We start from the raw sequence: 12,604 nt of genomic DNA on the forward strand, positions 1-12,604 counted from the left end.
GTCCTTTCCTAGCGGGACCAGGACTACTTGAGCCCGGTCGTGGCGATGCCTTGGACAAGCGTTCGCTGGGCGAACAGGAAGACGAAGAACACCGGCACCAGCGACAGGACCGACATCGCGAACAGCGCGCCGTAGTTGCGCAGCCCGGTGGAGTCCTGGAAGGCGCTGAGCCCCATCGGCACGGTGTACATGTCCGGTGAGTTCAGGTACAGCAGCGGTGTGAAGAAGTCGTTCCACGTCCATATGAAGGTGAACACCGCCGTCACACCGATCGCGGGCATGCACAGCGGCAGGATCACGCTCCAGAAGGTCCGGAACGGACCGCACCCGTCGATGGCGGCCGCGTCATCGAGCGTCGTCGGCAGGCCGCGCATGAACTGCACCATCAGGAAGACGAAGAAGGCCTCGACAGCCAGGAACTTCGGGAGGATCAGCGGCACGTAGGTGTCGATCAGACCGAGCTGATGGAAGATAATGTACTGCGGCACGATCGTGACGTGGAACGGCAGCATGATCGTCGACATCATCAGGCCGAAGAGCGGGCCTCGCAGCCTGAACTGCAGCCGCGCGAAAGCGTAGGCCGCCAGCGTGCAGGAGATCAGGTTCCCCGCGATGCAGGCGAGCGCGACGACCATCGAGTTCAGCATGAAGCGCCCGAACGTGACCCGGAGCGACCCCCAACCGGTGAGGTAGTTCTCCAGCGTGAAGGACGGCGAGGCGTCCGGGTTGAAGATGTCGGCGTTGGAGATGAAGGACCGCGTCAGCATCCACACCAACGGGTAGATCATGATCAGGCCGAACCCGATCAGCAGCAGGTGCTTCCACCCCGACGACCCGGCCCATCCCAGCGCCTGGCGCAGCAGCGACGGGTGACGCGATCGATCCGGACCGGTGGTTGTCCGGACGGCGTCGGTCTCGAGCTCAGCTCTCATAGTGGACCCAATACTTGGCGCCGACGAAGTTCAGCGCGGTGAAGAACCCGATGACGGCGAACAGCACCCAGGCGAGCGCGCTCGCGTAACCCATCTCGAACTTCTGGAAGCCCGCCTGGAACAGGTACAGGGTGTAGAAAAGCGTCGAGTTCGCGGGTCCACCGCTCCCGGAGGAGACGATGTAGGCGCCCGTGAACGCCTGGAACGACCCGATCAGCTGCAGCACCAAGTTGAAGAAGATGACGGGCGAGAGCAGCGGCACGGTGATCGAGAAGAACCGCCGCACGCGACCCGCGCCGTCGACCGCTGCCGCCTCGAGCAGCTCGGTCGGGATCTGGCGCAGCCCGGCGAGGAAGATCACCATCGGTGACCCGAAGGTCCAGACGTTGAGGATCATCAGCGTCGACAACGCGTGCTGGGGGTCGGAGATCCATGAGCCCATCTGGATGCCGAAGCGTCCGGCGAGCTCGGGAACCAGCCCGTCGGTGGCGAACAGCTGCCGCCACAGCACCGCGACCGCGACGCTGCCTCCCAGCAGGGACGGCAGGTAGTACACCGAGCGGTACAGCGGCAGTCCCCGCACCCCCCTGTTGAGCACGAGGGCGATCGCCAGCGCGAACACCAGCTGCAGCGGGACCGAGATGAAGACGTACCTGGCGGTCACCAGCGAGGCGGCGTGGAACGAGCTGTCGGTGATCATCCGCTCGTAGTTCGCGGCCCCGATCCAGGACGGTGTCCCGCCCAGCCGGTAGCTCGTGAACGAGAGGTAGAAGGAGGCGATCATCGGCACCGCGGTGATCCCGATGATGCCGATGAACCAGGGCAGCAGGAAAACGTAGGCGGCCCGAGACGGACGGCCCCGCGGCTGCGTCCGCGCTGTCCGGCGCATCCGTGTCGGTGACAGGCTCACGACGCTCCTTCCTCGATGCCTGCACGTGCCCGCGGCAGGCGGCACGTGCAGGCATCGTCACGGCGATACACGGGTTCCTCAGTCCTCGGCCAGGACCTGCCAGTAACGTTCCTGGCCCTCCCACTCGCGCATGCCCTCCCGCACGGCGTCGAGGCGCTCCATGGTGGCGCCGTCGTAGTGGCCGAGCGACAGCCCGTCGCAGCCGCTGTCGACCGCCGCCTTGACGCTGCCGCGAAGGGTCTCCGGGGTCGCGTTCGGTCGCACCCCGAGCGCGGCGATCAGCTTCTGGTCCTCCCGCAGCGCCCGCCGGCACTTCATGAGCTTCGCGCGCTTCGTCGCGACCCCCTCGGGCGTTCCCAGCTGGTCGGAGTAGTCCGACTCGCGCACGGAGTCCACGTGCTCGAAGGCGGCCTTGAAGTCCAGGCCGGCCCGCTCGGGCGAGGCCATGTAGGTGTTGTAGCGGAACTCGACGTCACGGCCGGTGCTCGCCAGCGCCTGCTTCACGGTCGCGAACAGCTCGGTGATCGAACGCTTGCGGAACTGCAGCCACGCCATGAACGCGTCGTTCTCGATCAGCAGCGTCGACTCGGTGTAGTTCGCCTCGTCCAGCAGCTGGCGCTCGTGCAGCTCTTCGAGACCGATCCGCTTCGAGAGCCGGGCGAGGTGGCCCACCTCGTCGACGATGGCATCCCAGTCCAGGCCCTCGGCGCGTGCCTTGTCGCGGCACGCGGAGCAGAAGCAGCCGCCGGTGGCGACGCTGAGCAGCTGCTGCCATGCGGACGGACCGAACGCGTGCGTCCCGCCGTCGTCGCGGCCTGCGCCGAACATCACCAGACACGTCTGGACGTAGTCGATGTCGTAGTTGGAGGCGAGGTCGGTGAACAGCCCCACGAGGTACTCCCGGACGTCCGGGTTGTTGAGGCAGGGCAGCGCGCGCTGTGCCTCGACCGCCTCGAACGCGCCCACGATGTTGCCGAAGACGTCGCGCTGGAGCACGTCGGTGAACTGCTCACGCGCCAGGGCCGCATCGATCACGGTGTGGGAGATCTCGCACCCGGTCCGCATGCCGCGGGCGCGGGCACCGTCGATCAGCACCTGCAACCAGTCGGTCCCCTTGAGGAAGTCGCGGTCGGAGGTCATCGGTGCGATCCGGCCGTACTTGCTCGGGTCCGGGATCCAGTACGCGCGACTGTCCTCGGGCGTGTAGTACCTGCGGACCGGGTTGTGCGGGTAGAAGCGGGCGTGCAGCGGCCGCTTCTCCTTGTGCATCAACCCCACCAGGTAGGCGGAGTTCACCTCGGCCCGGCTGGCCAGGACGTCGAGAGCGTGGTCCACCCCCTCGTCGTGCAGGTCCCAGGCGTACAGGCTGGCGGCAATCTCGTTCAACGGCATGTGTGTCCTTGGTCGTGGCGGAGTGGTTGGGGTCGTGGTCAGCCGGCGAGCAGGTCGCGCGCGGGTCCGAAGATGTGGGCGACGGCGTCCTCGATGCTGGTCTGGCCGAAGGCCCAGGCATCCAAGGTCGTGGTCATCTCGCCCGTGAACGCACCCGAGGTGGGCGGGCTGGGCGGCATCGCGCGCGGGCCGGCCTCGACCTCGAAGCCGATGTAGTCGAGGAACTGCTTCTCGGCGGCGTCGAGCCCGGGGGCGATGACGTCGCGCATCGCCTGCGTCGGAGGGCTCCCGATCGTGGTGCCGACGATCTCGGCACGCTCGGGGTCGTTGAGCAGGAAGTCGACGAAGTGCAACGCCTGCTCGGGATAGGCGGTGTCCGCCGCCACGGCCAGGTTGTTCGGGAACATGAAGATGCTGTCCGTGCCCTCACCACCGCTGCCCGGCAACGGCATCAGCACCAGCTCCTCGGGCGAGAGCTTCTGCAGCTCGCCGATCTGGTTCGAGTTGCGCAGGTGGAAGGCGGCCAGGTTGCGGATCATGGGCGCCCCCTGGAAGAAGGGGTCGTCGTCGCGGTGGATGGCGGGCGGGACGGCGCCGCCGTTGGCACGCAGAGCGTCCCAGTACTGCAGCCACTCGGTGAGCGTCGCCTCGGTGAAGCCGATGTCGCCGTCGGTGCTGTAGAACTCCTCACCGCGCTGGCGGACCCAGGCCCGCATCGGGTCGTAGTAGCCCGTGGAGGTGGGCTCGTCGGTGCCGTAGAAGTCGGGCCCCAGGCGCTCGTGGGCCAGCGCCGCGTACTCGGCGTACTCCTCCCAGCTGTAGGACTCCGGGTAGGTCTTGATCGGGATGCCGAGCTCCTCGAGCACGGGGACCTTGGCGAAGGTGCAGGGAGACTGCAGGCCATGCGGCAGCGAGAACTGCCGGCCGTCGTAGTTGCCGCTGACCAGCACGGACTCCGAGAAGCCGTCGTTCTTGATCTCCTGGCCGAGGTGCTCGGTCAGGTCCATGACGTGGCCCTCGGCGACCATCTGCGGGAACAGGTTGCCGTGCACCCAGAACACGTCGGGAAGGTTGCCCGCCGACATGGCGACGCTCATCTGGGTCTCGAGCGCGCCGATCTCGCCGAACTCGACCAGGATCTCGGTGTCGGGGTTCTGGCTCATGTAGAGGTCGGCGACCTCCTGGAACCTGCGCACGCGGTCGTCCGCGCCCCAGAAGACGAATCGGAGACTGGCCTTGCCGCCGCCACCTCCACCGCCACCGTTGCCGTTGCCGCTGCTACCTCCGGACCCGCATCCTGCGAGAGCGGTTGCTGCGAGGCCCGCGGTCCCTGCGGCTGCACCGAGCCGAAGCAGGCCGCGGCGCGACAGCTGTGCGATCTGAGTTGCCACGATGTCACCTTTCGTGAGTGGGGAGGAGATCGGTGGCGTCGGCGTCGGTGCCGGTCATGAACCGCGACGTCGCGGTGGAGTAGCTGGACCCGGTCGACTCTGACGTCGAATATCCTGTACCCGGTTTACTTGTCTGTCAAGATGGCCCGACGGACAACCTGAGATCGTTCACGGAAGGGTTCGCGATGCGCGACACACGGTTCACCTACAGCGCCAACCTCTCGCTGCTGTTCACCGAGCACCCCCTGCTCGACAGACCCGCGGCGGCTGCCGCCGCCGGCTTCGAGCACGTCGAGATGTGGTGGCCGTTCGCCGCACCCGACCCCGGCGACGCCGAGGTCGATGCGCTGCTCGCGGCTGTCCAGGGCGCCGGGGTCACGCTCGCCGGGCTCAACTTCTACGCGGGCGACATGGGTGCCGGGGAGCGAGGTGTCGCCAGCCTTCCGGACCGGGTCGACGAGCTCGCGGTGAGCACCAGGACGCTCCTGCGCATCGCACAGGCGACGGGTTGTCGCTTCTTCAACCTGCTCTACGGCGTCCGGGACGAGCGCTGGACCCCGGACGAGCAGGACGCCCACGCCGTCCGCTCGATCCGCCAGGCGGCCGAGGCGGTCGCCGAGGTCGGAGGCACGGTGCTGCTCGAACCGCTCGCCATCGGTCTCAACGGCAGCTACCCGCTGACCACCCCGAGCCAGATCGTCGACCTGCTCGAGGGGCCACTGGCCGAGATCGACAACGTCGGCCTGCTCTACGACCTGTTCCACATCGGCTCGAACGGCCTCGACATCGTCGCCGAGGCGAGTCCGTCCGCGAACCACATCGCGCACGTCCAGGTGGCCGACTCCCCCGGGCGTGGGGAGCCGGGCTCGGGCGGGCTGCCGATCGACGATGCCCTCCGCGCGCTGGCAGCAGCGGGCTATCGCGGCCTGGTTGCCTGCGAGTACAAGCCGACCCGGCGGACAGAGGAGACCCTCGGCTGGATCGAGCACCAGGCGTGAGCGACCGGCTCCGGATCCTGGTCGCCGTCGACAAGTACAAGGGCTGCCTGGGAGCCGGCGACGTCGCACGGCACCTGGGCCGCGGGCTGAGCGCCGCGCTCCCCACGGCCGAGATCCGTCTGCACCCGGTCTCCGACGGCGGCGACGGGTTCTGCACCGAGCTGGTACCGCACGGTTTCACCCTGCACACCGCGGCGGTCACCGACCCGCTCGGACGGCCTGCCGAAGCAGTCTTCGCACTCGGTCACGGGAGCGCCGTGATCGAGATGGCCACCAGCAGCGGTCTGGCGATGCTCGGTTCCGCCGAGCTCGCGCCGCTGCGTGCCGACACCGTCGGGCTGGGGATGCTCATCCGGGCGGCGCTGCAGCACCGGCCGGAACGCATCGTGATCGGTGCCGGCGGCAGCGCCACGAGCGATGGTGGCGCCGGCGCCCTCGCCGCGCTCGGGATGCTGGTGCACGCGAGCGTCGATCCTGGGCTGCACGGCTACGGTCCGCAGACGCTGCTGCACCTCACCGCCGTCGATCTCACCGGATTGACGGTCGGCGGAACCCGCGTGCAGGTCGCGACCGATGTCACCAGCCCCCTGCTCGGCCCCCACGGCGCGGCCGCCGTGTTCGGCCCGCAGAAGGGCGCGACCCCCGCGGACGTCGCGACGATCGAGCAAGCCCTGAGCACCTGGGCCGACGTGCTGGAACCGGCGGCCGGTCGCTGGTTGCGCGAGATCCCCCGCGGCGGGGCCGCCGGCGGTCTGGCCTTCGGGCTCGCGGCGGCGCTGGGAGCCGAGCTGATCGACGGTATCGACACCTTCGCCGCGCTCAGCGGCCTGGCGGACGCCGTCGCCTGGGCGGATGTCGTCATCACCGGCGAGGGATCGATGGACTCCCAGACCACGTCGGGCAAGGCACCGATGGGCGTGCTGCGCTACGCCCGGGCTGCCGGTGTCCCGTGCTGGGCGGTCGTGGGCCGCAGCGGTCTCACTCAGGACGAGGTGGCCGGCCTGGGTTTCGTCGACCACGTCGCACTGACCGACCACGCCGACGACGAGTCATCGAGCATCCAGAACGCCCCGCGCTGGCTGGAGCACGTGGGCAGGCACCTCGGCGCCCACTTTCACGCGAACGAGGCGGCTGTTCCGCTAGGCGCTCGGCTCGTTCGCTAGCTTCTCGTGGCGTCGCAGCAGCTGGTCCCGGGCGCGCACGAGGTGCGCGCGGACGGCCTCGCCGGCCCGCTCGACGTCGCCGGCGCCGATCGCCTCCAGGATCAGGTGGTGCTCGCTGTCGATCGAGCGAGCGTGCAGCAGGTTGCGCTCCTGCACCTGCACCATGCAGATGTGCGCCTCCCCCATGAGCGTGGCGTGCATCCGGGTCAGCCGCGGGCTGCCGGCCGCCTCCACGAGGGCTCGGTGCATACCCACGTCGGAGCCGGCCATGCCGTCGTGGTCGCCCCGGTTCGCGAGCATCATCAGCTCGAGCGCGTGACGCTCGGCGAGCACCGGGACCGACCCGGTGGCCGCGACCCTGCGCAACGCCTCGACCTCCAGCAGGATCCGGCTGTCGTAGAGATCGGCGATGTCGTCGGCCGTCAGGATCGGTGTCCGTGCGCTGCGGTGCATCGTGCGCTGCAGGAAGCCGTCGGCGACCAGGCGTTCGACGGCGGCCTTGGCCGTGGTCCGGGCCACCGAGAACCGGTCGGCGACGAACTGCTCGGTCAGCACCGCTCCCGGGGCGATCTGCTGCGTGATGACATCGCGCCTGAGCGATTCCGCCACCGCGTCCACCAGCGAGACAGCGGTGAGCCGTGAACCGTCCGGTGCCATCCCACCCCTCCTCACCCTGCATGATCGTGACCGGCTATGACTGACTAGCCAACTTGTATGGCAGGATAGCGGCAAGTGCCACGCAGAGGAGCGACAACGATGACCACCATCGGATTCATCGGCCCCGGGATCATGGGAGCGCCCATGATCGCGAACCTGGTGGGGGGCGGTCATCGCGTCCGCGCCTACGGCAGGTCCGAGGCCTCCCGCACCCGGATCGAGGAGGCCGGCGCGGAGACCGCAGCCAGCGTGACCGAAGCAGCGCAGGACGCTGACATCGTGATCACGATGCTGCCGGACTCCCCCGACGTGACCGAGGTGGTCCTCGACGACGGCGGTCTGGGCCAGACGATGCGCGCGGGCCAGGTCTACATCGACATGAGCACGATCCGGCCCGACGTCGCGCAGCGGATCCACGCCACGCTCGACGCACGAGACGTACCGGCGCTCGATGCCCCGGTCAGCGGTGGCGAGCCGGCCGCCGTCGCCGGCGAGCTGAGCATCATGGTCGGGGGCAGCGCCGAGACGCTGGCGCACGTCAGGCCGGTGCTGGAGGCGCTCGGCAGCACCATCACCCATGTCGGCGGGCCTGGTGCGGGTCAGCTCACGAAAGCCGCCAACCAGCTCATCGTAGCCGCCAACATCCAGGCGGTCGCCGAGGCGATCGTGCTGCTGGAGGCGAACGGCGCCGACCTGACCGCATCTCTGGAGGCGATCGCGGGCGGGCTCGCCGGTTCCACCGTGCTGAACCGGAAGCGGCAGGCCTTTCTCGAGGGCGCCTACGCCCCCGGCTTCCGGATCGATCTGCACGACAAGGACCTGAGGATCGTCGGCGCCACGGCCGAGAGCTCCGAGGTGGCGCTGCCGATGACGGCCGTCGTCACGCAGCTGATGCGGGCCGCGAAGGCCAACGGCTACGGCGGCAGCGACCACTCCGCGCTGCTGGCGATGGCCCGGCAGCTGAACAACCGCGACTGAGAGAGCGCGACCCTATGCTGTCGTCACATGGCCGGGGAGTATGCGCTGACACCGTCGTCGCTGACGGACGCGCTCTACAACGCCCTCCGGATGCGGATCATCAACGGCGAGATCAAGGGCGGTGAGCGGCTCACCGAGGCGCGGGTCTCCACCGAGTACTCGGTCGCCCGTCCCACCGCGAAGGCGTGCCTGGAGCGGTTGACCGCCGAGGGTCTGCTGCGGCGCACGGCGCACAAGACGGCCGTCGTCCCGGTGTTCGACGCCGATGAGCTCGTCGATCTGTTCATCGCCCGTGAGGCTGTCGAGCTGGCGGCCGTGACCCGGCTGGTGGCGCAGGCCCGGGTCCCCGACGATGCCGTGCACGCGCAAGGAGCGATCGAGCTCGCCGCCGAGCGGCTGAGCTTCCCCGACCAGGTCGCGGCCGACATCGCATTCCACAGCGCTCTCGTCACGGCCGCAGGCAGCAGCCGCCTCGCCAAGATGCACGGGCTCATCATGGGTGAGATCCATCTGACGATGGGCCAGTTCCAGGCACACCGCAGCACCAACCCGGGCACGGTGGTCGCCGAGCACGCCCGCATCATGGAGGCCATCTCGCACGGCTCGCGCGAGGAGGCCGCCGAGGCGCTGACGGCGCACCTCGATCACGCACGGGAACGCCTGGTGGCCCAGGTCGAGCGCGCTTCCCACGAGCAGGCCTGAGGCCCGTCAGCGGCCCAGCCGCTGCCGCAGCCACGCGATCCCGACCTCGCCCTGCGCGCGCTGGAACGCCCGGACGTGCGGGATCCCCGGAGGGGGCGGCTGGACGCTGCCGTGCACGAAGTAGCCGGTGAGCCCGGCGAGCACGGCCGTGACGTCGTCCTCGGGCACACCCCGACCGACGCCCGCCTGCGACCAGATCGCCGCCGCGCCACCGGCGCCCTCCAGGACGAGGCTCGGCAGCTGCGCGAGCAGGTCCACCCACGGCGCCCCGACAGCCGCGTAGGGCCAGTCCACCAGCAGCACGCGTCCGCGCAGGCGGACCATGTTGTCGCGACGGGCGTCGAGGTGAACGAGCGAGGTCCCCGCCGCCCGGTCGCCGTAACCGGCGCTCAGCGTCGCGAGCGCGGTGAGGTTCTGCGCGACCCAGGGGTCCCAGGTGCTGAGGTCGGAGCCGTCCTCGAGCGCGGTGTGCCACCCGGTCATCGCTCCCAGCTGCTGCGGCACGCTCGGCAGCGCCGGCGGACCCTCGACGCCGGCCAGCGCGTCGTACAGGGCGAGCACCTCGGCGAGACTCCGCTCGTCCCACGGGAGCTCGACACCGCCGTCGGCCGCCTCGAAGGCGACGACCACCCAGTCGCCGTCGTCGTGGGTCCACAGCATCCGCGGCGCCGGTGCACCCTCCGGCAGGATCGCGTTGACGCGTGCCTCGTCGCGGTACAGCTGGGCGCTGCGCTCGTGGAAGTCCGTCGAGACGGCCTTGACGAACACCCGCTCACCCCCAGCCGCGGTCAGCGTCGCCGCCATGCCGGGCGAGTAGCCGCCTTCGTGGCTCTCGACGCCGACGACGGCGGAGCCGAGCCAGCTCTCGACCTCGCCACGAATGTGGTCGGGCAGCGCCGACCACGCGAGCCTGACCCGGGTCATGTCCCGGGACGCTCCGCCGTCAACGCCGGCTCGGTGCCCGCCGTGCGGCCGAGATGCGCGAGCACGGCCTGCGCGAGCTCGGTGACCTCGGGGATGATCGCGACGGCGCCGGCGAGCTCACCGGGCTCGCCATAGCCCCAGCCCGCTCCGAGGCAGTCGATGCCGTTCTCGGCGGCGCCCTCGACGTCGTGGTGGCGGTCCCCCACCATCACGATCCGTGAGACGTCCGGCACCCGCTCCGCACCGAGCTCGTCCAGGGCGTGCGCGATCACGGTCGCCTTGGTCGAGGGGACGTGGTCCGGCGGGGCGCCGTAGACGCCGTCCACGAGCCGGTCCAGGCCCCACCTGCGGCAGATCTGCCGCGCGTAGCCCTCGGGCTTGGAGGTGGCGACCGCGAGCGTGACCCCGGCCGCCCGGAGCTGTTCGAGCTGTTCCGGGACGCCCGTGAACGGCGCCGACTCCCACATACCGCCCGCCTCGAACTCGGCCCGGTAGGCGTCGATGCCCTCGAGGATGCGGTCCTCCGGCACCCCCTGCATCGCCAGCGAGACCGGCAGCGGCGGACCCACGAACCGCAGCAGCATCTCCGTGGGCGGGACCGGCAGCCCCAAGCGCGCGAGGGCGGCACCGGCGGAACGGATGATGCCGGGCGCCGAGTCGGACAGGGTGCCGTCGAGGTCGAGCAGGGCGAGCGGGGCGGTCATGAGCCCCGCGACTGGTCGAGGTGCTCACGGATCGCCGCAGCAGCGGCGGGCAGGATCTCCTGCAGGTCCCCGATCACGGCGAAGTCCGCGATCTGCACCAGCGGGGCGTCCGGGTCGACGTTGACGGCGACGATCGTGCCGGAGGCCTGCATCCCGCCGTGGTGGTGCGGCGCACCGGAGATGCCGGCGCCGATGTACAGCCGCGGCGCGATCGTGACGCCGGTCTGGCCGACCTGCGCGTCGTGCGGCTGCCAGCCCTCGTCCACGCAGTCACGGGTGGTGCCGACCGCGGCGCCCAGCACGTCCGCGAGCTCCTCGACCGCGGCGAAGTCGCCCTCGGTGCCGCGGCCGCCGAGCACCACGGTCGCCGCCTCCGCCAGCGCCGGCCTGCCCGCGGTGGGACGCACCTCGCGCTCGAGCAGCTCGAGCCCGCGCGGCAGGGTGGCGTCGACCTGGAGCGGTTCGGCAGCGGTGCTCGCCGCGCGGTCGGCGGGGGTCGCGACCACCGCGTTCGCTCGCACCGTCGCCACCGCGACAGGGCAGGTGACGGCGCAGCGCGTCTCCCACGTCCCGGCGAACACCCGCTTGCCACCGACGACCTGGTCGGTGTCGCCGTCCTCGGCCAGGGAGGCGACGTCGAGGAGCAGACCGGCGTCCAGGAGCCACGCGGCGTGCGCCGCGACCTCCTTCGCCACGAAGGAGGTGGGCAGCAGCACACGGTGGGCGCCGGTGACCTCGGCGGCGGTCGCCACCGCCCGGCCCGCAACGGCTGCGGCGTGTCGCGCGTCACCGAGCTCGGCGACGAGCGCGCGCTCCACCCCGGCCGTGCCGAGCGCGTGCAGGTCGGGCTCGGCCAGCGGCTGCAGCGACAGCACGGTCGGTGTGCCGAGCGTGCGCGCGAGCGTCACCGCCTCCAGCACCGGCCCACGGACGTCGCCGAGCGCGACGACCAGCACCTGACGAGCGGTCACCGGGCACCTCCCACGAGGTCGTTGTCGAGGAGGTACCGCGCGAGCAGGACGCCGCCCTCGCCGTCGTCGTCGGTCACGATCTCCGGGCCCGGGTGCTCCGGCCGCTGCGCGGCCTCGACGACGCGGGTCCGGGAGCCCGCGGCACCGACCTCCTCGTCCGCGAGGCCCAGGTCGGTGTGCGTGAGGACCGTGATCTCGGCTGCACGGGCGGCGAGCAGGTCCTTCATCTTCGGCAGCCGTGGGTCGTTGGCGGAGTCGGTGACCGAGACCACCGCGGGGGTGGCTGCGCGCCAGCGCTCGGTCGCGCCGTCGAGCTCGCGGCGACCGACCAGGGTCTGGCCCTCGAGCGTGAGCTCCTCGACGACGGTCAGCTGTGGCCAGCCCAGCTCGGCGGCGACGAGCGAGGGGATCACCGAGCCCAGGCCGTCGAGCGCCGCGAGACCGGTGAGCACCACGTCGACCGGCGCCTCGCCGTCGAGATGACGCACGGCGGCGGCGAGCGCGCGAGCGGTGGCGACCACGTCGCCACCGGCGAAGGCGTCGCCGGTCGCGTGCACCGCGCGGCTCGCTCCCATCGCGAGCGTGCGGCGCAGCGCGTCGACGGCGATGCTCGGGCCGAGGGTGACGGCGATCACCTCGCCCTCGCTCGAGCCGGCGAGCTGGAGCGCCGCCTCGACGGCGTTCTCGTCGACCTCGTTGAGGGCCGAGTCGTCGGAGGTGCGGACGGTGCGCCCGTCCTCGCCGAGTGCGCGCTGGCTCAGCAGCTCCGGGACATGCTTGACGAGGACGACCACACGCATGGTGCCAGCCTGCCACGTCCGCGGGCGCTCGCCCGCCCCTGAACGACGACGTCCGTCGTGCGAGCGCTAGATTGTTCCGTCA

General features: G+C 70.6%; 13 protein-coding genes. 4 read left to right on the top strand and 9 right to left on the bottom strand.

Annotation, left to right across the window (positions count from 1 at the left end):
* Nucleotides 1-23: 23 nt before the first annotated feature.
* The 4 genes from GPA04_RS12255 to GPA04_RS12270 all read right to left on the bottom strand — a co-directional run bounded on the left by GPA04_RS12255 (nucleotide 24) and on the right by GPA04_RS12270 (nucleotide 4,625).
* Nucleotides 24-932: a carbohydrate ABC transporter permease gene (locus tag GPA04_RS12255; RefSeq protein WP_162458596.1), complete on the bottom strand. Its 909-nt coding sequence runs from the start codon at nucleotides 930-932 to the stop codon at nucleotides 24-26.
* On the bottom strand, nucleotides 922-1,821 hold the full coding sequence (locus GPA04_RS12260; protein ID WP_156224654.1) for a carbohydrate ABC transporter permease: 900 nt from the start codon (nucleotides 1,819-1,821) through the stop codon (nucleotides 922-924). Before GPA04_RS12260 ends, GPA04_RS12255 begins: the two co-directional genes overlap by 11 nt.
* Nucleotides 1,822-1,920: 99 nt before the next feature.
* Entirely contained in the window at nucleotides 1,921-3,234 is a 1,314-nt protein-coding gene (locus GPA04_RS12265; RefSeq protein ID WP_156224430.1) for an alpha-amylase family protein, read from the bottom strand.
* Nucleotides 3,235-3,272: 38 nt separating this feature from the next.
* Nucleotides 3,273-4,625: an ABC transporter substrate-binding protein gene (locus GPA04_RS12270; RefSeq protein ID WP_156224432.1), complete on the bottom strand. Its 1,353-nt coding sequence runs from the start codon at nucleotides 4,623-4,625 to the stop codon at nucleotides 3,273-3,275.
* Between the two features lie 185 nt (nucleotides 4,626-4,810).
* On the opposite strand from GPA04_RS12270, the gene GPA04_RS12275 reads away from it, so the two are divergent.
* A complete protein-coding gene (locus GPA04_RS12275; protein WP_156224434.1) occupies nucleotides 4,811-5,623 on the top strand; it encodes a hydroxypyruvate isomerase family protein in 813 nt (270 codons plus the stop codon).
* On the top strand, nucleotides 5,620-6,786 hold the full coding sequence (locus tag GPA04_RS12280; RefSeq protein WP_162458597.1) for a glycerate kinase: 1,167 nt from the start codon (nucleotides 5,620-5,622) through the stop codon (nucleotides 6,784-6,786). The genes GPA04_RS12275 and GPA04_RS12280 overlap by 4 nt, the downstream gene beginning before the upstream one ends.
* Here GPA04_RS12280 and GPA04_RS12285 read toward each other — a convergent pair.
* Nucleotides 6,763-7,443 (bottom strand): GntR family transcriptional regulator, encoded by a 681-nt coding sequence (locus GPA04_RS12285; protein ID WP_162458598.1) that lies wholly within the window; start codon nucleotides 7,441-7,443, stop codon nucleotides 6,763-6,765. The genes GPA04_RS12280 and GPA04_RS12285 overlap by 24 nt on opposite strands.
* 99 nt (nucleotides 7,444-7,542) lie before the next feature.
* Between GPA04_RS12285 and GPA04_RS12290 the strand changes: the two genes are divergently transcribed.
* Both GPA04_RS12290 and GPA04_RS12295 read left to right on the top strand, forming a co-directional pair.
* Nucleotides 7,543-8,421 (top strand): NAD(P)-dependent oxidoreductase, encoded by an 879-nt coding sequence (locus GPA04_RS12290; protein WP_156224440.1) that lies wholly within the window; start codon nucleotides 7,543-7,545, stop codon nucleotides 8,419-8,421.
* A 27-nt stretch (nucleotides 8,422-8,448) separates the two neighbouring features.
* The gene (locus GPA04_RS12295) at nucleotides 8,449-9,123 is read left to right on the top strand and encodes a GntR family transcriptional regulator (protein ID WP_156224442.1); all 675 of its coding nucleotides are present in this window, start codon (nucleotides 8,449-8,451) and stop codon (nucleotides 9,121-9,123) included.
* Nucleotides 9,124-9,129: 6 nt separating this feature from the next.
* Here the strand turns inward: GPA04_RS12295 and GPA04_RS12300 are convergent, their stop codons facing one another.
* Genes GPA04_RS12300 through GPA04_RS12315 form a run of 4 tightly spaced genes read right to left on the bottom strand, consistent with a single transcriptional unit; the run spans nucleotide 9,130 to nucleotide 12,522 of the window.
* Nucleotides 9,130-10,047, bottom strand: a complete 918-nt coding sequence (locus GPA04_RS12300; RefSeq protein WP_156224443.1) for a phosphotransferase family protein — start codon at nucleotides 10,045-10,047, stop codon at nucleotides 9,130-9,132.
* Nucleotides 10,044-10,751: an HAD hydrolase-like protein gene (locus GPA04_RS12305; protein WP_156224445.1), complete on the bottom strand. Its 708-nt coding sequence runs from the start codon at nucleotides 10,749-10,751 to the stop codon at nucleotides 10,044-10,046. Before GPA04_RS12305 ends, GPA04_RS12300 begins: the two co-directional genes overlap by 4 nt.
* Nucleotides 10,748-11,722 (bottom strand): electron transfer flavoprotein subunit alpha/FixB family protein, encoded by a 975-nt coding sequence (locus tag GPA04_RS12310; RefSeq protein WP_156224447.1) that lies wholly within the window; start codon nucleotides 11,720-11,722, stop codon nucleotides 10,748-10,750. The genes GPA04_RS12305 and GPA04_RS12310 overlap by 4 nt, the downstream gene beginning before the upstream one ends.
* Nucleotides 11,719-12,522, bottom strand: coding sequence for an electron transfer flavoprotein subunit beta/FixA family protein (locus tag GPA04_RS12315; RefSeq protein WP_156224448.1), 804 nt, complete (start codon nucleotides 12,520-12,522; stop codon nucleotides 11,719-11,721). The genes GPA04_RS12310 and GPA04_RS12315 overlap by 4 nt, the downstream gene beginning before the upstream one ends.
* Nucleotides 12,523-12,604 lie beyond the last annotated feature (82 nt).

The organism is Pseudactinotalea suaedae (genome assembly GCF_009733815.1).
In the GTDB taxonomy this organism is placed as follows: domain Bacteria; phylum Actinomycetota; class Actinomycetes; order Actinomycetales; family Beutenbergiaceae; genus Pseudactinotalea; species Pseudactinotalea suaedae.